Source organism: Hyphomonadaceae bacterium ML37 (assembly GCA_027627685.1).
Taxonomy (GTDB): domain Bacteria; phylum Pseudomonadota; class Alphaproteobacteria; order Caulobacterales; family Maricaulaceae; genus Oceanicaulis.
In genome coordinates this window covers 142369-163823 of sequence record CP091241.1, presented here as the reverse complement: position 1 = coordinate 163823, position 21455 = coordinate 142369, and the positions used below count along the sequence as shown (strand labels likewise).

18 protein-coding genes are annotated in these 21455 nt (G+C 68.2%); 6 read left to right on the top strand and 12 right to left on the bottom strand.

Annotated elements, in window-relative coordinates; all coding sequences use genetic code 11:
* Positions 1-23: 23 nt before the first annotated feature.
* The 8 genes from trxB to carA all read right to left on the bottom strand — a co-directional run bounded on the left by trxB (position 24) and on the right by carA (position 10342).
* Positions 24-995 (bottom strand): thioredoxin-disulfide reductase, encoded by a 972-nt coding sequence (gene trxB, locus L2D01_00870; protein ID WBQ10337.1) that lies wholly within the window; start codon positions 993-995, stop codon positions 24-26.
* A 96-nt stretch (positions 996-1091) separates the two neighbouring features.
* Positions 1092-2021 carry a mitochondrial fission ELM1 family protein gene (locus L2D01_00865; protein ID WBQ10336.1) on the bottom strand — a complete coding sequence of 310 codons (930 nt, stop codon included), beginning with the start codon at positions 2019-2021 and terminating at the stop codon, positions 1092-1094.
* A gap of 94 nt (positions 2022-2115) precedes the next feature.
* Entirely contained in the window at positions 2116-2589 is a 474-nt protein-coding gene (gene greA / locus L2D01_00860) for a transcription elongation factor GreA (protein ID WBQ10335.1), read from the bottom strand.
* A gap of 61 nt (positions 2590-2650) precedes the next feature.
* Positions 2651-5905, bottom strand: a complete 3255-nt coding sequence (gene carB / locus L2D01_00855; GenBank protein ID WBQ10334.1) for a carbamoyl-phosphate synthase large subunit — start codon at positions 5903-5905, stop codon at positions 2651-2653.
* Positions 5906-6051: 146 nt separating this feature from the next.
* Positions 6052-6522 carry a DoxX family membrane protein gene (locus L2D01_00850; protein WBQ10333.1) on the bottom strand — a complete coding sequence of 157 codons (471 nt, stop codon included), beginning with the start codon at positions 6520-6522 and terminating at the stop codon, positions 6052-6054.
* Between the two features lie 164 nt (positions 6523-6686).
* Positions 6687-8204, bottom strand: a complete 1518-nt coding sequence (locus L2D01_00845) for a peptide ABC transporter substrate-binding protein (GenBank protein ID WBQ10332.1) — start codon at positions 8202-8204, stop codon at positions 6687-6689.
* A 28-nt stretch (positions 8205-8232) separates the two neighbouring features.
* On the bottom strand, positions 8233-8988 hold the full coding sequence (locus L2D01_00840; GenBank protein WBQ10331.1) for an FkbM family methyltransferase: 756 nt from the start codon (positions 8986-8988) through the stop codon (positions 8233-8235).
* 154 nt (positions 8989-9142) lie between these two features.
* Positions 9143-10342 (bottom strand): glutamine-hydrolyzing carbamoyl-phosphate synthase small subunit, encoded by a 1200-nt coding sequence (gene carA / locus L2D01_00835; GenBank protein ID WBQ10330.1) that lies wholly within the window; start codon positions 10340-10342, stop codon positions 9143-9145.
* Between the two features lie 220 nt (positions 10343-10562).
* On the opposite strand from carA, the gene L2D01_00830 reads away from it, so the two are divergent.
* The 3 genes from L2D01_00830 (at position 10563) to rpoD (ending at position 15014) form a co-directional block, all read left to right on the top strand.
* On the top strand, positions 10563-10988 hold the full coding sequence (locus tag L2D01_00830) for a GatB/YqeY domain-containing protein (GenBank protein WBQ10329.1): 426 nt from the start codon (positions 10563-10565) through the stop codon (positions 10986-10988).
* Between the two features lie 72 nt (positions 10989-11060).
* Positions 11061-12890: a DNA primase gene (gene dnaG, locus L2D01_00825; protein ID WBQ10328.1), complete on the top strand. Its 1830-nt coding sequence runs from the start codon at positions 11061-11063 to the stop codon at positions 12888-12890.
* A gap of 51 nt (positions 12891-12941) precedes the next feature.
* Positions 12942-15014 carry an RNA polymerase sigma factor RpoD gene (gene rpoD, locus L2D01_00820; GenBank protein WBQ10327.1) on the top strand — a complete coding sequence of 691 codons (2073 nt, stop codon included), beginning with the start codon at positions 12942-12944 and terminating at the stop codon, positions 15012-15014.
* Between the two features lie 170 nt (positions 15015-15184).
* On the opposite strand, the gene L2D01_00815 is transcribed toward rpoD, so the two are convergent.
* Positions 15185-15847, bottom strand: a complete 663-nt coding sequence (locus L2D01_00815; GenBank protein WBQ10326.1) for a hypothetical protein — start codon at positions 15845-15847, stop codon at positions 15185-15187.
* A 125-nt stretch (positions 15848-15972) separates the two neighbouring features.
* On the bottom strand, positions 15973-17154 hold the full coding sequence (locus tag L2D01_00810) for a hypothetical protein (GenBank protein WBQ10325.1): 1182 nt from the start codon (positions 17152-17154) through the stop codon (positions 15973-15975).
* A 364-nt stretch (positions 17155-17518) separates the two neighbouring features.
* Between L2D01_00810 and L2D01_00805 the strand changes: the two genes are divergently transcribed.
* Genes L2D01_00805 through holA form a run of 3 tightly spaced genes read left to right on the top strand, consistent with a single transcriptional unit; the run spans position 17519 to position 19606 of the window.
* On the top strand, positions 17519-18019 hold the full coding sequence (locus tag L2D01_00805; protein WBQ10324.1) for a DUF3576 domain-containing protein: 501 nt from the start codon (positions 17519-17521) through the stop codon (positions 18017-18019).
* A gap of 25 nt (positions 18020-18044) precedes the next feature.
* A complete protein-coding gene (gene lptE, locus L2D01_00800; protein WBQ10323.1) occupies positions 18045-18545 on the top strand; it encodes an LPS assembly lipoprotein LptE in 501 nt (166 codons plus the stop codon).
* Positions 18546-18556: 11 nt separating this feature from the next.
* Positions 18557-19606, top strand: coding sequence for a DNA polymerase III subunit delta (gene holA / locus L2D01_00795; GenBank protein WBQ10322.1), 1050 nt, complete (start codon positions 18557-18559; stop codon positions 19604-19606).
* On the opposite strand, the gene L2D01_00790 is transcribed toward holA, so the two are convergent.
* Both L2D01_00790 and L2D01_00785 read right to left on the bottom strand, forming a co-directional pair.
* Complete coding sequence (locus tag L2D01_00790) at positions 19603-20211, bottom strand: superoxide dismutase (protein ID WBQ11659.1); 609 nt, start codon at positions 20209-20211, stop codon at positions 19603-19605. The two genes, holA and L2D01_00790, sit on opposite strands and share 4 nt — an antisense overlap.
* Before the next feature lie 238 nt (positions 20212-20449).
* Entirely contained in the window at positions 20450-21454 is a 1005-nt protein-coding gene (locus tag L2D01_00785; GenBank protein ID WBQ10321.1) for a glycerophosphodiester phosphodiesterase family protein, read from the bottom strand.
* Between the last annotated feature and the right edge of the window lies 1 nt (position 21455).

Below are 21455 nucleotides of genomic sequence, written 5' to 3'. Positions count from 1 at the left end.
TTACATGTAACCCGCGCTGTCTATCAGGCCGCGTCCGCCGCCGCGTCATGGGCCAGTGCGGCCAGGAAACGCTCGGCTTCCAGCGCCGCCATACAGCCCATCCCCGCCGCCGTCACCGCCTGGCGGTATTTGTCATCGGTGACATCGCCTGCCGCGAACACGCCGGGGATTGAGGTGGCGGTGGAATCCGGCGCGGTCACCAGATAGCCGCCCGATTTGGTCTCCAGCTGGCCGGCGAACAGCCCGGTGGCGGGCGCGTGACCGATGGCGATGAACACGCCGTCGGCGGGGATGTCCTGCGTCGCGCCGGTCTTGGCGTGCTTGAGGCGAACGGCCGTCACCCCGCGCACCGGCTCGGCGGTCCCGAGGATTTCATCCAGCTCGCTGTCCCAGATCACCTCGATCTTGGGATGGTTGAACAGCCGGTCCTGCATGATCTTTTCCGCGCGCAAGGAATCGCGCCGGTGCACCAGCGTGACCTTGGAGGCAAAATTGGTCAGGAACAGCGCCTCTTCCACGGCGGTATTGCCGCCGCCGACCACCACGACCTGCTTGCCCCGGTAGAAAAACCCGTCGCAGGTGGCGCAGGCCGACACGCCAAAGCCCTGAAACGCTTCTTCACTGGGCAGGCCCAGCCATTTGGCGCTGGCGCCGGTGGCGATGATCACCGCGTCGGCGGTGTAGACCGTGCCGGAATCACCCACCAGACGGAACGGGCGGGCCGACAGATCGGCCTCCATGATCAGATCCTGCGCAAACTGGGTGCCCACATGCTCGGCCTGGGCGCGCATCTGGTCCATCAGCCAGGGGCCCTGGATGACGTCGGCGAAGCCGGGATAATTCTCTACATCAGTGGTGATGGTCAGCTGGCCGCCCGGCTGCATGCCGGTGATCAAGAGCGGCTCCAGCATGGCGCGCGCGGCATAGATGGCGGCGGTATAGCCAGCCGCGCCCGATCCGATGATGACAAGCTTGGCGTGACGGGTCTGGCTCATGGGCCGGCATCCTTCAGTCTGATTTCGAGGTCGTTGCTGCAGTTAATCTGGCCGGATTCGCCCTGATGAGTCTCGCCCGGAGACCCTCGTGCAGAGTCAGGCGGCTCTCATGTCGCAGCGCGCGTCCAGCATTTCAAGCACGCGCTGCGCTGCTCTCTCGGTTTCGTGAAGCGGGACATAGGTCCAGCGCTCCAGCGCGCCCAGGAAAGGACGCACCGCGCCATGGCCTTCCAGCGCGGCGTAGAGCCGGCGGAACTTGCCCGGGCGCCCGTCCACGCCCAGCCGGTAGACCGGCGTTCCCGTGGCGGCCGCCTCGGTGAGCATGTTGGTGGAGTCTTCCGTGACGAAAATCCAGTCCGCACCCGCCAGAAAGGCGAAATACGGGTTTGGCCCGTCGCCCTGGTGCAGCCAGATATCAGGCTGCTGGCCATAGCGCTCCCGGATCAGGGCCGCGAATGCGTCCGGCGTGCGCCGCGACAGGGTGATCAGAAGGCCGATGCGGCGGGCGCGCAGCGCCTCGATCCGGTCGAGCAGATACGCGCAGGCGCCTTCAGAAAACCGGTGATGCTTGGACTCCCCGCCGATCAGCACCGCCGCACGGGGGGCGCGGATCTGGGCCAGCCGGTCCGCGAAGGCGATCCGCTCGGCCTCCAGAAGCTCCGGCGTCACCCGGTTGGGCGAGCCGATGAGGGGCAGCACGTTCGGGCCAGCGAGCCGGTCATGATGCGGCGGCAGGATCAGATCGAACACGCCGTAATGGGCGCGCGGATCCTGGATATAGACCATCAGGGCGTCCGGGTGCGCCGCCCGGACCGCCGGCGCCGCGCGCACGGCGGCGCGCCCGCACCCGATCCAGATATCCGGCGCCGGGCCATCCTCCACCGCCAGCGGCCCGGTGCGCGCCAGAGTGACCGGCGTGATCGCCAGCGGCGTCAAGCGCGCCAACGCCTGCGCCAGGCCCAGCACCTGATTGGCCATCCCGGCCCGGCCATCCGACACAGCCCAGCAAATGCGTGCGTTGCTCATGGGCGCAGACTTGCCGGGGCACGCAGAAAACGCAAGCAGCCGGCGGGGGCGCCGCCGGCTGCGCGTTCACCATGGACCGGCGCGGTCGAGAGGATCAGACCCACTGCACTTTCAGGATCTCGTACGTTTTCACGCCGCCGGGCGCGGTGACTTCCACCACGTCGCCGGTTTCCTTGTTGATCAGGGCGCGCGCGATGGGCGAGGAGATGGAGATCTTGCCCGATTTCACGTCCGCCTCGTCATCGCCGACGATCTTGTAGGTCGCCTCGGCGTCGGTGTCCTCGTCCACCACGGTGACCGTGGCGCCGAACTTCACCGTCTCGCCGGACAGCTTGGTGGTGTCGATGACCTGGGCGCGCGCCAGCTTGTCCTCAAGCTCCTGCAGACGGCCCTCGATCCAGCCCTGGCGCTCCTTGGCGGCATGGTATTCGGCGTTCTCTGACAAATCGCCGTGCTCACGCGCTTCGGAGATCGCCTGGATCACCGCCGGGCGCTCCACGGACTTGAGGTGCCTGAGTTCATCGTCGAGGGCGCGGTGGCCCTCGGCGGTCATGGGGATCTTCTGCATGGATGTCCCGTTTCGCGTCTTGAACGCCTGTAAATCAAAGCCTGCCCGGCTAAGGGCAGGCTCAGTGCGATTTACTAGAATAGGATTGGAGCGAGCGCGGTTCAAGCTGGCCGGCATCAATCACCGCAATTGACTTGATCGCGGCGCGCGCCGCCGAGGCGGTGGTGTAGCACGGCACGCGCATGTCCAGCGCTGTGCGGCGGATGGAATAGCTGTCGATCAGGGAGCGCTGGCCCTCGGTTGTGTTGAACACCAGCTGGACCTCGCCATTCTTGATGGCGTCCACAATGTGAGGGCGGCCCTCAAACACCTTGTTGACCCGGCGCACCGCCACCCCGGCCTCTTCCAGCACCTGCGCGGTGCCGCCGGTGGCCAGCACTTCAAAGCCGAGCCCGGTGAGGGTGCGGCACGGTTCGATCATGGCCGCCTTGTCGGAGTCCTTGAGTGATATGAACACCGCGCCCGTGCGCGGCAGGTTCACGCCTGCGCCCAGCTGGGCCTTGGCGAAGGCGGCCTCGAAGCGCGCATCAATGCCCATCACCTCGCCGGTGGAGCGCATTTCCGGGCCCAGCACCGGATCGACGCCGGGGAAGCGCGCAAACGGCATCACGGCCTCTTTCACCGACACATGGGCCGGATCGCCCTTGGGCAGTTCGAAGCTGCTCAGCATGCGCCCGGCCATGACCTGGGCGGCGATGCGCGCCACGGGGGCGCCGATGGCCTTGGCCACGAAGGGCACGGTGCGGCTGGCGCGCGGGTTGACCTCCAGGAGGAAAATCTCGCCGTCCTTGACCGCGAACTGCACATTCATCAGGCCCTTCACCTTGATGGCGCGGGCCAGCGCCTCGGTCTCGCGGCGCAGCTCGGCGACGGTCCCGGCCGAGAGTGAATAGGGCGGCAAGACGCAAGCGCTATCGCCCGAATGCACCCCGGCCTCCTCGATATGCTCCATGATCCCGGCGACCCAGACGCTCTCGCCGTCACACACCGCATCCACATCCACTTCCGACGCGTCGGAGAGGTAGCGGTCCAGCAGGAGGGGCGATTTGCCCGACACATGCACCGCCTCGCGGATATAGCGCTCGAAGCTTTCCTGCTCTCGCACGATCTCCATGCCGCGCCCGCCCAGCACGTGGGAGGGGCGCAGCACCAGCGGGAAGCCCAGCGTGCGCGCCGCGACGGTCGCCTCTTCCACCGAGCGGGCGATGACGTTGGGCGGCTGCTTCAGGCCCAGCTCGTCCAGCAGCGCCTTGAAGCGCTCACGGTCCTCGGCCAGATCGATGGCGTCCGGGCTGGTGCCCAGGATCGGAATGCCGGCGGCTTCAAGGTCTGCGGAGAGTTTCAGCGGCGTCTGGCCGCCATACTGCACCACCACCCCCAGCAGCTCGCCCTTGGCGCGCTCGGTCTCGATGAGCTCGATCACATCTTCGGCGGTCAGCGGCTCGAAATACAGCCGGTCGGCGGTGTCATAGTCGGTGGAGACGGTCTCGGGATTGCAGTTCACCATGATGGACTCAATGTCCATGTCGGCGAAGGCAAACGCCGCGTGGCAGCAGCAATAGTCAAACTCGATGCCCTGGCCGATCCGGTTCGGCCCGCCGCCCAGGATGATCGCCTTCTTGCGGCCTGTGGGCTCGCTCTCGCAGGCCCCGCCCGTCTCGTAGGTGGAGTACATGTACGGTGTCACCGCCGCGAACTCTGCCGCGCAGGTGTCCACCCGCTTGTAGACCGGGCGCACGCCCAGCGCGCGGCGCGCCGCTGTCACGTCGGCCTCGCTCGCGCCGGTAATCGTGGCCAGTCGCGCATCGGCGAAACCCATGGCCTTGAGGCGGCGCATGCCGTCCGCGTCGCCGGGCAGGCCGAGCATGCGCACATCCTCTTCCGCGGCCACGATCTCCTCGATCTGGCGCAGGAACCAGGGCTCATAGGCGCAGGCGGCGTAAATGGCGTCCACGCTCAGCCCCTCGCGGAAGGCCTGGGCGATGACGCGCAAGCGGTCCGGGGTGGGCAGCGACAGGGCGGCCAGCACCGCCTGGCGGCGCGCGGAATCGTCCTCGGCGATGTCCAGACCGGGGATCTCGATCTCGTCAAAGCCTGACAGGCCGGTCTCCAGGCTGCGCAGCGCCTTCTGGACGCTTTCCTGGAAGCAGCGGCCAATGGCCATGGCTTCGCCCACCGATTTCATGGAGGTGGTCAGATTGGCCTTGGCGCCGGGATATTTCTCAAAGGCGAAACGCGGGATTTTGGTGACGACATAATCGATGGTCGGCTCAAAACTCGCAGGCGTCGCGCCGCCGGTGATGTCATTGTCGATCTCGTCCAGCGTATAGCCCACCGCCAGCTTGGCGGCGACGCGGGCGATGGGAAAGCCGGTGGCTTTGGACGCCAGCGCCGAGGAGCGCGACACGCGCGGGTTCATCTCGATGACCACCATGCGGCCGTCGGCGGGATTGACCGCGAACTGCACGTTGGAGCCGCCGGTCTCCACCCCGATCTCGCGCAAGACCGCGATCGAGGCCGAGCGCATGCGCTGGTATTCCTTGTCTGTGAGGGTGAGCGCGGGCGCCACGGTGATGGAATCGCCCGTATGGACGCCCATGGGATCGATATTCTCGATGGAGCACACGATGATGCAATTGTCCGCACGGTCGCGGACCACCTCCATCTCGTATTCCTTCCAGCCGACCACGCTTTCTTCGATCAGCACTTCGGTGACCGGGGAATTATACAGGCCCGAGGCGACGATCTCGCGGAATTCCTCGATATTATAAGCGATGCCGCCCCCCGTGCCGCCCATGGTGAAGGAGGGGCGGATCACCGCCGGCAGGCCCAGCTCCTCCAGCACGATTTCCGCTTCGGCCAGGGTGTGGGCGGTGCGTGATTTGGGGCTTTCCAGCCCGATGGAATCCATGGCGTTGCGGAAGCGCTCGCGGTTTTCCGCCTTGTCGATGACGTCGGCGCGCGCACCGATCATCTCCACCCCGAACAGCTCCAGCACGCCGCGCCGGTCCAGCTCCAGCGCGCAATTGAGCGCCGTCTGCCCGCCCATGGTGGGAAGCAGCGCGTCCGGGCGCTCCTTCTCGATCACCTTGGCGACCATTTCAGGCGTAATCGGTTCGATATAGGTGGCGTCCGCCAGTCCCGGGTCAGTCATGATCGTGGCCGGGTTGGAGTTCACCAGAATCACCCGGTAGCCCTCTTCTTTCAGCGCCTTGACCGCCTGCACGCCCGAATAGTCGAACTCGCAGGCCTGGCCGATCACGATGGGACCGGCGCCGATGATCAGGATGGACTGGATGTCAGTGCGTCTGGGCATGGGGGCGGGGCCTTTGTCTGTCAGACGCGCGCAAGCCCCGGCCCCCGGAAAGGTCCGGGAGGGGTTAGCGGCGCGGGTTCAATCGCTGAAACCCGTGTCTAACGCCTGCCGCCGCGCTTGGCGAGTACCGGTTTACAGGGCGGGGCTCAGCCCGTCTTCAGCCGCGCCCCGGCGAGGGCCAGCCAGAGGGCGATGGCGGCCAGGAAGACCTGATATTCCATGCCGCCCATGGGGTGGGTTTCGGTCGCCATGAAGGCCCACTGACCCCAGTGAAGGGTCGCAATCGCGCCCAGCAGAACCGGCAGGGCGGCCAGACCGGCCAGCCGCGTGGCCAGCGCGCCGGCTGCGCCGCTGATGAGCCCGCCGGCCAGGATCGCAGCGCCTGCGAAGAGCTCGGCAAACGCAACAAGGCCCGCCAGTACGAGCGCGGGGACGCCCTCCACGCCGAAGTTCGGCGTGATCATCATCATGGCGAACGGCTCGAGGCCCATGGCAAACAGCTTGCTCAGCCCCTTGTGCAGGAATACGGCGGCGAATCCGGCGCGCAGCACCCAGTGGGCGGCGGGCAGGGCGGGCGCGGCCGCGCGGTCGAAAAGGGTTTCGGCTCTGGCGAACATGACAGTCTCCTGATCAATAGCGATGGCGCAGGGCCTCTCCCCGCGCCGCGGGCACAAACTCGCCCACGCGCTGCTCACTTGGAAATCAGCTCTCGGAGAGCCGGGCGTGACAATGGCTCACGCCGCTGTGACGGGGCGGGGCCAGCGCCCCCGCCCCCATCGCCCTACCCCAACCGCAAATCGCGCCACAGATGGGGCGGGATGTCGTCGCGGGCGCGTACGCGCGGCGAGACCAGCCACCAGGCCCGTTCGTGCAGGAGGGGGATATTGGGCATATCAGCGAGCAACTCCGCCTCGGCCTCGCGGTGCAGCTGCGCCCGGCGGGCGCGGTCCAGCTCGCCGCGCGCTTCGCGCATGAGCGCGTCAAAGGCGGGACGGCGCCCGCCATCCCAGTTGGTGTTATCGGCGAAGCCCTCGCGGGCGAAGGGCTGGAGCATGAAGTCGGGATCCGATTTCAGCCCGCGGTCAAAGCGCGCCAGCGCCAGATCATAATCGCCGCCATCCACCGCCGCGTAGAGGTCCAGCGGATAGGTCGCCAGCAGCTCGGCCTGCACCCCGGCCCGGCGCCAGTCATCAATGATCGCCAGCGCCACCCGGTCGCGATCCCCGGCGCTCGCGCGCAAGGTCAGGCGCAGCGGATTGCCCGGGCCATACCCCGCATCACCCAGACGCGCGCGCGCGGCGTCCAGCTGCGGTCCGGCGGCTGCGGCCTCGGCATCCGGAATGATGCGGTCTGCGGGCACGGACAGGCCGTGGAAAAAATGCGTGTTGAGATAGGCCCGGTCGATGGCCAGGCTCAGCGCCTGGCGCACGCGGACATCGCGCAGGCGCGCGCTGGCGCAATTGACCTTGATATAGGTGAGGATCGGGGCGGGAAAGCTGCGCAGCCGGTCACCGACGCGCTCGCGCAGCAGGCCCAGCTGATCGCCCGGCGGACGGTCCACCAGATCATAATCGCCCGCGCGGAAACGGCGCGCCCGCGCCGACCCGTCATCAATCACGTCAACACGAATGCTATTGATGCGCACGCCTTCCGCGCCGGCGAAGCGCGGGTTCTTTTCCAGCCGGTAGCTCATGGCGCCCTGATCGGCCAGCAGGTACGGCCCGGCGCTGACCCAATGGGTGGGGCGGGTCCAGTCATCGGGCCGCGCCTCCACGGCGTGTCGGGGCAGGGGATAGAACTCGCGCATCAGCACCGGGAACAGGCTGACCGGGCGGTCCAGCTCGAAGACCACCGTATGCTCATCAGGCGCGCTGACGCCAATGTCCTCCGGCGCGATCTGGCCCAGCAGCGCCTCGCGCGCGCCGCGCACCGCAAAGAAATCGCCCAGATCGGCAAACCCCGTGCGCGGGTCCACCGCGCGCTGCGCGGTCCAGACCACATCGTCCGACGTGATCGGCGCGCCATCGGACCAGGTGAGGCCCGGCGTGAGGCGGAAGGTCCAGCTGCGCGCATCCTCGCTGCGCCAGGACGCTGCCAGGCCCGGCGCGAGGCCGCCCGAGGGCGAGTACTCGGTCAGGGGCGCGTGCAACTGCTTGTAGAGTAGCGCGGCAGAGGCGAACTGGCCTTTGAGGGGATCGAGGCTGTCAGCTTCGGAATCGATGGCCACGCGCAGCAGGTCCGACGGATCGCCGCTCTTGCCGCAGGCCGCGGCGCCCGCCAGCGCCAGGGATGAGGCCATCAGACCTCGCCGGGTCAGGCGCAGGCGATCAGGGCGCCGGCCGGAAGATGAAATTATTGACATAGCCTGCCTCTCCCGCCCGTCCGCGATGGTCGCGGGCGACGTCCAGCGATGCACGGTCAATCACTGACCGGTCGCGGATCGCCTGCGTGATGTAGCCAAGCGACTCGACAAAATCGAGGGCCGAGTCGAGATCGGTTCCGGTATGGCGCTCCTCGATCTCGATGATCATCACCGGCCGGTCGCGGGCGATCACGCAGCGCGCGCCCTCCAGAACGGCCCGCTCATGGCCTTCCACATCGATCTTCATGAACCCCACGGGTGGCGGGTCGAGGGCGTCCAGCGGGGCTGTGGGCACTGTCACGCGCATATGCGCCGCGCCGGCGATCTTGTCCGGGTTCAGGGAGGCGCCCTGGTTGGAATAGCGCTTGCCCGAGCCGGGGATCATCAGCTCGGCCTGCCCTTCAGCGTCCGACAGGGCGATGGCGTGGCAGGTCACGCGCGGACCCGCGGCGCGGTGCAGGAAATCATAGAGCTTCGGGTTCGGCTCGAACGCCCACACCGCCGGGCAGAGCAAGGCCATCTCATGGGCCCAGATGCCGCGATTGGCGCCGATGTCTATGGCGAGGCGGTCCGGATCGACGAGTTCAGGCAAGAGCCGCAGGCCGTACTCGCCCTTGCGCCGCTCGCGCGCAACGATGCGTCGGAGCTCCAGACGCGGGGGCACGAGGGCGCGCTTGAGCCGCTCCTCCAGCGTCAGCGGCGGGCCCGCCTGGGCGGTCACCAGGACGCCCCGGTTCCGGCGCGGCGTGACATCTGGTGATCGGTCATCATGTCTCTCCCGGCCGCGCGCCGGCCCCTGTCCGCGCCCAAGGCTAGACCGGACGGCCGCATCGCGCCAAGCCGAATGTCGTCAGGGCCCGGCAGGCGCAAGACTATTAGCCCAGCGAGCCGACAAACTGGTCAAACACCGCAAAGCTGTCCTGCGGGCCGGGGCTGGCTTCGGGGTGGTGCTGCACGGCCATTACCGGTTTTGACGCCAGGCGGAAGCCGCAATTGGAGCCGTCGAACAGGGAGACATGGGTCTCGATGGCGTCGGCGGGCAGGGTGTCGCGGTCCACGGCGAAGCCATGGTTCATGGACACGATCTCCACCTGGCCGGTTTCGAGATTTTTCACCGGATGGTTCGCGCCGTGATGGCCCTGAACCATTTTCAGCGTGCGCGCGCCCACCGCCAGCGCCAGCATCTGGTGACCGAGGCAAATGCCCAGCACCGGCACGCCCGCATCGATCACGCCGCGCAGCGTATCCAGAGCATATTGGCCGGTCGCCGCCGGATCGCCCGGCCCGTTAGAGACGACGACACCCGCCGGCTTCATCGCCAGCACATCGGCCGCAGACGCCGAGCCCGGCGCGATGCGCACCCGGGCGCCCGCACTGACCAGGCGGCGCAATATATTGGCCTTCACCCCGTAATCGAGCACCACGACCAGCGGGCCGTCTTCCGGTCCGGCGGCAAAGCCCGCAGGCCAGTCCCAGCCGCCCTCATTCCAGTCGGCGTTTTCAGTATTGGCGACGGCGCGGGCGAGCTCCCGGCCCTCCATGGACGGCGCGCCGGCGGCGAGGGCTTTCAGGGCGTCAATGTCGAACTTGCTGTCGCGCGCATGCTGAAGCGCGGCCATGGGCATGCCGGTCTCGCGAATGCGGCGCGTGATGGCGCGGGTGTCCACCCCAGTGATGGCGGCGATGGCGCGCGAGGCCAGCCATTCATCAAAACCCTGCTCGGCGCGCCAGCTGGCCGGCGCGGTGATGGGCGCGCGCGCGACCATGCCCACGGCGGCCTTGCGGCCCGGCGCGCTGGCCGATTCCTCGTCTTCGGCGTTAGCGCCCACATTGCCCACATGGGGAAAGGTGAAGCAGACGATCTGTCCGGCATAGGACGGGTCGGCGAGAATTTCCTGATGCCCGGTCATGGCGGTGTTGAAGCACAGCTCGCCCACCACAACGCCGGACGCGCCGGCTCCGTGGCCGTAGAACACCGTTCCGTCAGCCAGAACGAGGGCGGCGCTGGCGCCCGAAGGGGCTGCGTTCACAGGCCCGGACGAGGGCCGGTCTTGATTCTCGACCGCTGATGCCATAACTCACCGCCTCCACGCCGCGCGCCAGCTTCCCGGACGGGAAGGGACCCTGCGGTCAAACGCGCGGACCCTACGCGCGCGGCGGTCGCGGGTCAAGAATCCGGCGCGCGCACGAATACTTTATATTTCAAGGACTTGGCTTGCATGTGCAGGCGGTCCTCACACCCCGGGTGAAACCATGTCGCTCAGAGAGCGGGTTACTTCAGATCTGACGGACGCCATGCGCGCACGCGATGCGGTGCGCCTGTCCACGCTGCGCCTGATTCAGGCCGCCATCAAGGACCGCGATATCGCTGCGCGCGCCGAAGACCGTTGCAAGGGATGCGGCGAGGACGAAATCCTCGCCATCCTGCAAAAACTGGTCAAGCAGCGCGAAGAGAGCGCCGCGGTCTACGAGACCGCTGGCCGGCTGGATCTGGCCGAGCGCGAGCAGCGCGAGGCCGAGATCGTGCGCACCTATCTGCCCGAGCCCATGGATGACCGCGCCATCGCCAAGGCCGCCCGGGAGGTGGTCGACGATCTGGGCGCGGCGGGGCTGAAGGATATGGGCCGCTGCATGGGCGCGCTGAAGGACCGCTATACCGGGCGCATGGACTTCTCGCGCGCCGGCAAGGAAGTGCGCGACCTGTTGCAGAAACCCGCCTGACGCGGACGGCGGGTGCGTTCGCGCCCCGAGCGCGCTATGGTCCGCACTCAGGCGGGAGCAGCAGCATAGAGCATGGCGATACCCGACGGTTTCATTGACGAGATCAAGGCGCGCATCCGCCCGTCCGAGCTGATCGGGCGGACGGTGGCGCTCAAGCGTCAGGGGCGTGAGTTCGCCGGTCTGTCCCCGTTCAAGAAAGAACGCACGGCGTCGTTTTTCGTCAATGACGACAAGGGCTTCTATCATTGCTTCGCCAGCCAGGAGCATGGCGACATTTTCACCTGGCTGCAGAAAACCCAGGGCCTGAGCTTCATGGAGGCGGTGGATGCGCTGGCCCAGGAAGCCGGGCTGGACGTGCCCAGGTCCGAGCCCGCCGATCCCGAGCGCGAGGCGCGCCGCCAGCGCACGCTGGACTGGAACGAGGCCGCCCATGACTGGTTCGCCCGCCAGCTCGCCTCCCCCGCAGGCTCAACGGCGCGCGCCTATCTGGAAGGCCGTGGGCTGAAGGCCGCAGATTTTGCAAGGTTCGAGATCGGCTTTGCGCCCGACTCCCGCCGGGGCATGACCCAGGCCCTGATGCAGAAGGGCGCCAGCGTGCGCGATCTGGCCGAAGCCGGGCTGGTGATCGAGCCCGAAGATGGCGGCGAGCCGTATGACCGGTTTCGCGGGCGGATCACATTTGCGATTCGTGATCCGCGCGGGCGCATGGTGGCGTTCGGGGCGCGGGCTTTGTCCAAGGACCAGCGCGCCAAATACCTCAACTCGCCCGAGACCGCCCTGTTTCACAAGGGCTCGACCCTCTACCGCTATCCCGAAGCGCGCGCCGCCGCCAGCGACCCCAAATCCGGCGCGTCCGGCCTGATCGTGGCGGAAGGCTATATGGACGTGATCGCGTTCGCCCGCGCCGGGATGGGCCATGCCGTGGCGCCGCTGGGCACGGCGCTGACGGAAAACCAGATGGCGCTGCTCTGGCGCGCGGGCGGCGAGCCGGTGATCTGCCTCGATGGCGATGGCGCCGGTCAACGCGCCGCGGCGCTGGCGGCCGAGCGCGCCCTGCCGCTGATCGCGCCAGGCAAGACGCTGCGTTTTGTCTTCCTGCCCGACGGCGCCGACCCGGACGATCTCTTGCGCGACAAGGGGGCCCGCGCCCTGCGCGAGGCGGTGTCCCAGCCGCGCCCGCTGATCGATGTGCTGTGGGAGCGCGAGGTGAGCACCGGCCCGCTGGATGATCCTGACCGCCGCGCCGCCTTCCGCAAGCGCCTGCGCGAGCTGAGCGCGCGCATTGCCGATCCCGATATGCGCGCCGAATACCGCGCCGAGTTCGATGCGCGCCTCAATACGCTGTTCGCCCGCGCGCCAAGGCAGACGGGCCGGGCCGACCGGCGCACGGGACGCTTCGAGCCGCCGCCGGCGCCGGGCGTGGATGTGGTGAAATCGGCGCGCACCCCTGAGTCCGATCGCGCCGCCCCCATGGCGCGCCAATTGCTGGCCGGGGCCATTGAATATCCCTCAATCGCCGCGGCCGAGGCCGAGACTTTGGCCGAATTGCCCTTCGGGCCGCTTGACAGCCTGCGCGATGCAGTTCTAGACGCCTGCCTCGATCCGGCTTTCGAGCCGGAAGAGGGATTGGGCGCCAGGCTGGCGGCGCGCGGGTTTTCAGGCGCTCTGGCGCGCCTGTCCGCGGACCGGGCCGCCGCCCGGGCCGGCCTTGGGGGAGAGGACGCCGGCGCCGATGACCGTCTTGAGGCTTGGCGCAGGCTTTCGGCTTCCTATATGGAGCAAGTCGCATTCGTAGACCGCAAAGCCGAGGATCGCGCCCGCATCGAGGACGCCTTCAACAGCGGCGACCCTGACGCCTTCAAATCCTGCCTCGCCGCCCTGCGGCGGGGCAAAACGCGTTAGCGCGCTTCACGCCGCGCTCACAAAGCCGCCCATTGGGAGCCCGACCCCCGCATGACGAAAGCCGCTGCCGAGACGCCTGACGCCCCCGCCGAGACCCAGGACGGGCCGCTGCTGGACCTGACCGATTCCACCGTCAAGGCGATGATCAAGGCCGCGAAGAAACGCGGCTATGTCACCCATGACGAGCTGAACAAGGTCCTGCCCAGCGAGGAGTACAGCTCCGAGCAGATCGAGGACATTCTCGCCCAGCTGTCGGAAATGGGCATCACGGTGGTGGATTCCGAAGACGACGTGGAATCCGACGAGCCCGCGGCTGAAGAGGGCGAAGAGGACGACGACGAGGCGCGCCCGCGCGCCGTCGCCAAGAAAGCCAAATCCGAAGTCGCCGGCCAGAACACCACCTCGGCCCAGGACCGCACCGATGACCCGGTGCGCATGTATCTGCGCGAAATGGGCACGGTGGAGCTCTTGTCGCGCGAGGGCGAGATCGCCATCGCCAAGCGCATCGAGGCCGGCCGCAATGCGATGATCCGCGGGCTTTGCGAAAGCCCGCTGACCTTTGAAGCCATCATGGTGTGGCGCGACGAGCTGCAGTCGGGTCAGGTGCTGCTGCGCGACATTATCGATCTGGACGCCACGCTGGGCGGCATTCGCGGCGTCGCCGCCGCCGCCGAAACGGCTGACAGCGATGACGACAGCGACAGCGAAGGTGATGACGCCGCGGCCAAGCCGGCCGGCGAGGCCGGGACCGCTGACGCCAAGAAAACCGATGGCGACAGCGACAGTGAAGACGACGGCGACGGCGAGAAGACCGGCCGCGAAAGCACTGACGACGATGACGATGAGGATGACGGCGCCAACATGTCGCTGGCGGCCATGGAGGCCGAGCTGCGCGATGGCGTGATGGTCACGCTGGACGCCATCGCCGTGGATTTCGACGCCTTCCGCCGCCTGCAGGACAAGCTCGTCGCCTTGCGCGTCGCCGGCAAGGATTTGTCGGCCAAGGATCGCGAGACCTATGACGGCGTGTTCGAGCGCATCGTGGCCAATCTCAACTCGCTGCATCTGAACAATGCGCGTATCGAGGCGCTGGTCGAACAGCTCGACGCCATCAACAAGCGTCTTGTGGGTCTGGAAGGCAAGCTGTTGCGCATGGCCGAAGCCCATGGCGTGCCGCGCGGCGACTTCCTGGCGGTCTATCAGGGCCATGAGCTGGATCCGGCTTGGCTCGACGACGCCAATGGCCGCTCGGCGGCCTGGACGCGCTTCATTCAGCGCGAGGCCAGCGAAGCCGGCGCGATCCGCGATGAAATTTCCTCGCTGGCGCAGGAATCAGGCGTGCCGGTGGATGATTTCCGCCGCATCGTCGCCACCGTCCAGAAGGGCGCGCGCGAGGCGCGCATCGCCAAGAAGGAGATGGTCGAGGCCAATCTGCGCCTGGTGATCTCGATTGCCAAGAAATACACCAATCGCGGCCTGCAATTCCTGGATCTGATCCAGGAAGGCAATATCGGCCTCATGAAAGCGGTGGATAAATTCGAATACCGGCGCGGCTATAAATTCTCCACCTACGCGACCTGGTGGATCCGGCAGGCCATCACGCGGTCCATCGCCGACCAGGCGCGCACCATCCGCATTCCGGTGCACATGATCGAGACCATCAACAAGATCGTGCGCACCAGCCGCCAGATGCTCCATGAGATCGGCCGCGAGCCGACCCCGGAGGAGCTGGCCGAAAAGCTCTCCATGCCGCTGGAAAAAGTGCGCAAGGTGATGAAGATCGCCAAGGAGCCGATCAGCCTCGAAACCCCCATCGGCGACGAGGAAGACAGCCATCTGGGCGATTTCATCGAGGACAAGAACGCGGTCCTGCCCATCGATGCGGCGATCCACTCCAACCTGCGCGAGACCACCACGCTGGTGCTGGCGAGCCTGACCCCGCGTGAAGAACGCGTGCTGCGCATGCGCTTTGGCATCGGCATGAACACCGACCACACGCTGGAAGAAGTGGGCCAGCAATTCAGCGTGACCCGCGAACGCATCCGCCAGATCGAAGCGAAAGCCCTGCGCAAGCTCAAACACCCGAGCCGCTCGCGCAAACTGCGCAGCTTCCTGGATAGCTAGGGGCTCGCCAGAGCGCCACAGATGAACGGCCATGCGGGCGCAGATCACACTGCGCCCGCAATGCTTTGGCGTCTTCGCTACAGGCGCGCGCGATCAAGTGAACAGGCGCAAAAACGCCCGCCCGCACGCCTCACAGCGCGCGCGCCTGTCAGTGTTTCAAAGACTGAAACCTAAAACCGGAACGCCGACTCAAAGCGGATTTCCGGACGGCGCTCTTCGCCCTCTTCACCGAAAATCTCGTCTTCGGGGGAGGTGAAGCGCAGCTGGCCGCCGAGGCGCACCCGGTCGGACAGGCTGAAGAAGGCGCCGGCGGAGAAATCGTCCAGCCCGAAGGTCTGTTCGCGCCGTTCGCTGTCCGTATAGCCCAGCGTCACGCCCCAGCGCGCGCCGGCCTGGATCTGAAACTCCTGCACCGACTGATTGCCCCAGACCGAGCGGGTTTCCGCCGGGGCGAGGGTGAAGCGCTGATACCACGGCAGGGCGGAGGCCGAGCCGGTATCGGCAAGTCCGCTGGCCGGCGTCAGGTCGGACTGGCGTTCACGCGCCTCGCGGTCGTCTTCAGCCGCCGCGGCGGCGGCGCGCAGCGCCTCGAACACGTCAGAATCAAGGTCCGCGCCGGTGGCCGGGGCGGCGGCGTCTATCAGGCGCTGAAGACTGGTCGCGCTGGCGGACGGCCGCGACAGCTCCGGCGCGAGGCGCACGCTGTTCGGCGACGCCAGCCCGGACAGGGACAGCCGCACCCCGCCCTGATCATCAAGAGCATAGGCCGACGGCGCCGCCCAGAGCAGGGCGGCGGCGCAGGCAGACAACAGAACGGGTCGTGCCATGGACATGACGGACCGGGCTCCAGCCCTTGATTGCTTGGCGCACAGCGCCTTGAACAATGATCTATATCGTATCGGCATTCACGATGTAAGCATAACCCGCTGCAACGCGCGCCGAGTCCGGGCCGACCGTGTCAAAAACGCAACCCTGTCTCCAGGGCAAGCCTCGCCCGGCGCCGGTCTTGCATGCCCGCGCCGGTCTCCTCGGCGATGCTGGCCGCCAGGCCGATCACCGCGTTCGCGCCGACGAGGCGCGACGCCGACAGCTGGAATGTCCGCCCGTCACGGCGCGCCAGACCGGCGCGCGCAGTTCCGGCTTCGGCGCTGAACAGCCAGTCGCCGCGCTCGAGCGAGGCCGACGCGCTCAGCGCCTCATAGTCCGCGCCCGGCAGCCCGTCATTGGTCTTGAGCCAGGCCAGCCCCACGGATACATCGCCCCGGGTTCGCGCCAGGCGGGCCGAAACCGTCCACGGATCGCGCAGCGACGCCGCGTCCGGTCCGGCCGCGCGCCCGGTTTCCGCCCCGGCATAGGCGCGCCAGCGCACGCCGCTTTGCGGGCTGCGCCGGTCGAAGGACGCCGCCAGCGCCCAGACATCGCGCACATCGCCTCGCACAAGGTCCGGCCCGGCGGCGCGGGCGCGGCCCACGCTACGCCAGCCAGCATCAGGCGTGTAGGAGGCTGTGGCGCGCAGGCCGATCAGGCGGCGGGTCTGGATCGAGACGCCGGGCGCGGGCCCGGCGAGGCTCAGCCCGGTATCCACCAGCGCCAGCCCCGTGGGGTCGATCAGCCCGCCATCGGCGCGCAGCGTGCGCGCGGCGCCGGGCAGATCCGAGCGCTCCTGCCCTGCGGCGCCCTCGGCGATCCCGGCGCGCAGGCGCACAAATCCGGTCTGCATCCAGAGCGACGCCTGGGACAGGCCCGCCTGCCCGCTCGCGGGCGCGCCGCCCGTTGGACCGGACAAACCGGTGACGAGCCCGGCCAGAGCGCGGCCATCAGGCGCGCGTGGACAGGCCGGACAATCATCGAGGGGGCGGGCCAGACCGCGGCGGCCGTCGCCCGCCACCGCTTCACCGGCCAGATCGAGGCCCCATCGCAGGCCCGAGGGCTGTACGGCGTCTGCGCTCCAGCGCAGCGCCAGCACGCCATAGGGTCCGGTTCGCAGGGCGCTTGAATCCGGCGCCAGCACCAGGTCCAGATCGGCTTCGGCTTCCGCCTGCAGCCCGCCGGGCAGGTCTGCAGCGCTCTGGCCGGGCGCGGCCAGCACAGTGAGGGCAGCCGCGCTGCAGGCGGCGGCGAGACGGGCGGATCGGGTCATGAAAAGGTCCGGTCGGCTGGGGGCGGCGGTAAGGAGCCTGCTTGGGTGCGCAGAACCCGCTTTTGTAAGGAACGTACACGGACCGCGCCGGGTGGGCCAAGACGGCCCTGTGCGCGCGGCCCGCGCCGCTCAGCCCCGTCCCCCCGGACGTGCGCCGCAAGTTGTGCAGAGCGAGGCGGGCGCCGGTCAAGCCTGACGGCGGGGTTGCAGGCGAGCACGCCCGTGATATGTGGCGCCCAGGACACGGTTCCTGACCGCATGCAGTCCCCGCGCGCGGCGCTGGCCAGCCCCGTCCAGCATGGTATAACCCTGCAGTATCAGACTTGAGTATTTCCGCCCGCGCCCTGTCCGGAGACGCCACCGCATGACCTTGTTCCGCCTGCCTGTCCTTACCGCCGCCGCGCTGGCTTGCGCCCTTACCGTCACCGCCTGCGGCACCCGCGAGCGCCCCGCCGAGTCGGCCTCCGCCGGCGAGCAGGGCTTTCTGGGCGGCCTGTTCAATCGCGGTCCGGCCGCCCCTACCGATGGCAGCGAGAGTGATATCGGCGTGAACAGCCTGCTCTGGCGCGCCAGCCTGGAAGTGCTGCACTTCATGCCGGTCAGCGAAGCCGACCCGTTCGGCGGGGTGATCATCACCGACTGGTATGCCATCCCAGAGGCGCCGTACGAGCGCTTCCGCGCCACCGTCTACATTCTCGATACGCGCTTGCGGGCCGACGCTCTGAGCGTGCAGCTGTTCAAGCAGGTGCGCGAGGGCGAGGGCGAATGGCGCGACGCGGAGGTGGACCCGGCGACCCGCCTGCAGGTGGAGAACGCCATTCTGACCCGCGCCCGCCAGCTGCGGATCCAGCGCATTCAGGACTAGAGATTTCTCCGCGGAGGCCGCGCCCATGTCCCGATCCCTGCGTCTGAGCGCCGCCCTTGCCGCCGGGCTGGCCCTGCTGACGGCGGGCGGATGCGGCTTCCAGCCGCTTTATGCCGGACCGGGTTACACGGCTCTGCCGGGGCTTGCCATTGAATCGGGCGAAGACCGGATCGACTATCTGGTCGACGCCGCCCTGCGCCGGCATCTGGGCGACGGGGACAGCCCCTACCGCCTGGTGCTGAGCACGCGCCTTCGCGAATCACCCATCGGCATTTCGGCCAGCGGCGTCGCCCGGCGCTACAGCCTGACCGCCCTGACCCGCTATTCGCTGCAACGCGAGGGCGTCGAACCGGTGTCCGGAAGGATCAGCGAAACCGTGCAGTTTGACGCGCCCGCCGACCCGGCGGCGCTGATCGCCGCGCGCAGCGACGCCGAAAGCCGCGCCGCCCGGCTGCTGGCCGAGCGTCTGGCCCAGACGCTCGCCGCCGAGCTGCAAAGGCGCGGTCGCGCCCCGGACCCGTCCTAGAGGCCGGGCCCATGAAGGTTCAGGCCCGCGACGCCGACCGCCTGATCGCGAAGCCCGGCGCTGACGGGAAAGTCTTCCTGATCTACGGACCCGATAGCGGCCTTGTGCGCGAACGCGCCACAAAGCTGGCGGGCGCGCTGGTCCCGGATCTGGATGATCCGTTCTGCGTCACGCGCCTGACCGAAGAGGACATAAAAGCCGATCCCGCAGCGCTGGCAGACGCCATGGCCGCCCTGTCGCTGACCGGCGGCGACCGGCTGGTGCGTGTGCGCCTGTCCGGCGATATGGCGGCTGTGGCCGGATTGCTCGCCGATCTGGAATCGGGCGCGGCGCCGGCGGAAGCGCGCCTGGTCATCGAGGCGGGGGATCTCAAGAAGGGATCCAAACTGCGCAAGGCCGCCGAGGACGGGCGCACCAGCTACGCCATCGCCTGCTATGCCGACGAGGCGCGCGATCTGTTGCAGCTGGCCGATTCCATGCTCGCCGAAGAGGGTCTGAAGCTGGAGCCCGATGCGCGCGCCGTGCTGGCGCCCTTCCTTGAGGGCGACCGGGCGCTGGCCCGCGGTGAGATTGAAAAGCTTATTCTTTACAAAGGGCTGAAAGCCCAGCGCAGCGAATCAGACAGCGCCGTGACGCGCGCCGACATCGCCGCCATCTCCGCCGCCGGATCGGACGCGGCCATGGACCAGATTCTTGACGCAGTTCTGAGCGGGGATGCCGCGCGGGCGGATCTCGCCTATGCGCGCGCCATTAGTGGCGGGACTTCGGCCGTGGGCGTATTGCGCGCGCTGCAACGCCGCCTTGATCAGTTCGATCAAGTGCACGCCGCAGGCGGTGACCCGCAAGCCATGATGCGCGCGGGCGCGCCGCGCTTTGGCCCGCCCGCCGATGCGTTCAGGCAGGGCCTGCGCGCCTGGCGCGGACGGCGGCTGGATCAGGCGCGCCAGCGGGCCTTCGAGACCGAGCGCGCGGTCAAGCGCACCGGCGCGCCGGCCGAGGCGATTGTGGGCGATCTGCTCGCCCGCCTCGCCCTGGCCGCCGCGCCGCAGAGTTCACGCTAGTCCTGAACCGCGGCCGCATAGCGCTCGCTGGCGACAGACCAGTCCACCACATCCCACCAGGCGGCGAGATAATCGCCGCGCCGGTTGCGGTACTGGACATAATAAGCGTGCTCCCACACATCATTGCCCAGGATCGGCGTGCCTTGAACCGACGCCACGTCCATCAGCGGATTGTCCTGATTGGGGGTGGCGGTGATTTCCAGCGCGCCCTCGCCATTGACGATCAGCCAGGCCCAGCCCGACCCGAACTGGCCGCCCCCGGCGCTGTTGAAGGCGTCCTTCATGGCGTCCAGCGAACCAAACGCCTCATCAATGGCCCCCGCCAGCGCTTCGGACGGCGCGCCGCCGGTTCCCGGCGCGGTCATGGAATTCCAGAAGAAATCATGGTTCCAGTGCCCGCCGCCATGATTGCGGAACGCGGCCGGCAGGCCGGAGACCTGCGCCAGAATATCCTCCAGCGCCACGCCCTGCAGGTCAGGCCGCGCTTCGAGGGCGGCGTTGAGCCCGTTCACATAGGCCTGATGGTGGCGGCCATGGTGGATTTCCATGGTTTCGGCATCGATCACAGCGGCCAGCGCATCAAAGCCATACGGCAGGGGCGCCAGCGAAACGCGCCAGTCGGCCTGCGCGTGATCATCGCCTGAGACTGTCCCGGCGCCGGTGGCGGACGCCGCTGAACCGGCCGCCGCGCCGGCCGGTGTCTGGCTCGCATCGCCGCAGGCGGCGGTGGTGACGAGGCCGGCGGACGCCAGCGCGCCCAGCGTGGTGCGCAATAGATCGTGTCGGGTCATGGATCGGCCCTCCTGTTGAACATCATGATGGTGTTAAGTGGCGTGCGCGGCGTCAGAGTCCACCCCGGGCGGCGGGACAGGCCTCCAGCAGCGCCCGGGACCGGGCCCGCGCGTCCAGCGACGCGGCGGCGGCGGGGACATTGTCCACCGAGATCACCTCCACACCGGTCTGCGCCCAGCGCTCGTGATCAGCGGCGCCTTCTCGCTCGGCGCGGAAATTGCCGAAACTGGTCTCCACGCCCCTGTCAGCCAGCGCCGCATCCAGCGCGGCGTCGCCATCGCCCAGCCCCAGCCAGGCGACAATGCGGGTGAGATCCACGCCGGCCTCTTCCAGCGTCGCCAGATCCTCCAGCGAGCTGATGCCCGCCGAGATCATCACCTCCGGCGCCATCTCATGGAGCGCGATGGCCTGATCGAGGCGGTATGTGATCACCAGAACGCGGTCGAGGGCATCCAGCTCACGCACGTCCTGCATCAGTCGCTCATGGGTGAGCGAGCCCTTCAGGTCGAGCTGGGCGATGGCCCGTCCGTCAATCTCGGCCATGAATTCATGGAACGCGTCCGCACGGCCTTCGAGCGCCTGCCCGTCATTATCCACGAGGCGGAAGGCGGCGATCTCGTCAAGGCTCATCTCTTCCACAAGGCCCTCGCCCGTCGTGGTGCGGTCAATCGTGCGGTCATGCATCAGCACGAGGCGGTCATCCGCGGTGAGGCCGATATCGAACTCCACAAACACCGCCCCGTCGGCGGCCGATTGCAGGGCCGTTTCGTGATCGTTCTCCGCAAAGCCTGCACGCGGTCCGGTGCGGTGGGCGCTGAGCAGGGTGACGCCCTGCTCGCGCGCGCAGTCGAGATAGGCGCCCACATCCACGCCAGCCAGCCAGCGCTCAGCTTCGGCGCGATCGGCCTCAGCCGGGCTGTCTGGCGCCGGCTCCTGAACCTGCTCCACGGCCGGGGGAGGCGGCGGTGCGTCGGGCGGGGGCGCCGTCTCGGGACCACAGGCGGCGAGCAAAGCCAGGACAGGCAGGCTGGAGGCGCAGACGAGCAAACGGTTCATG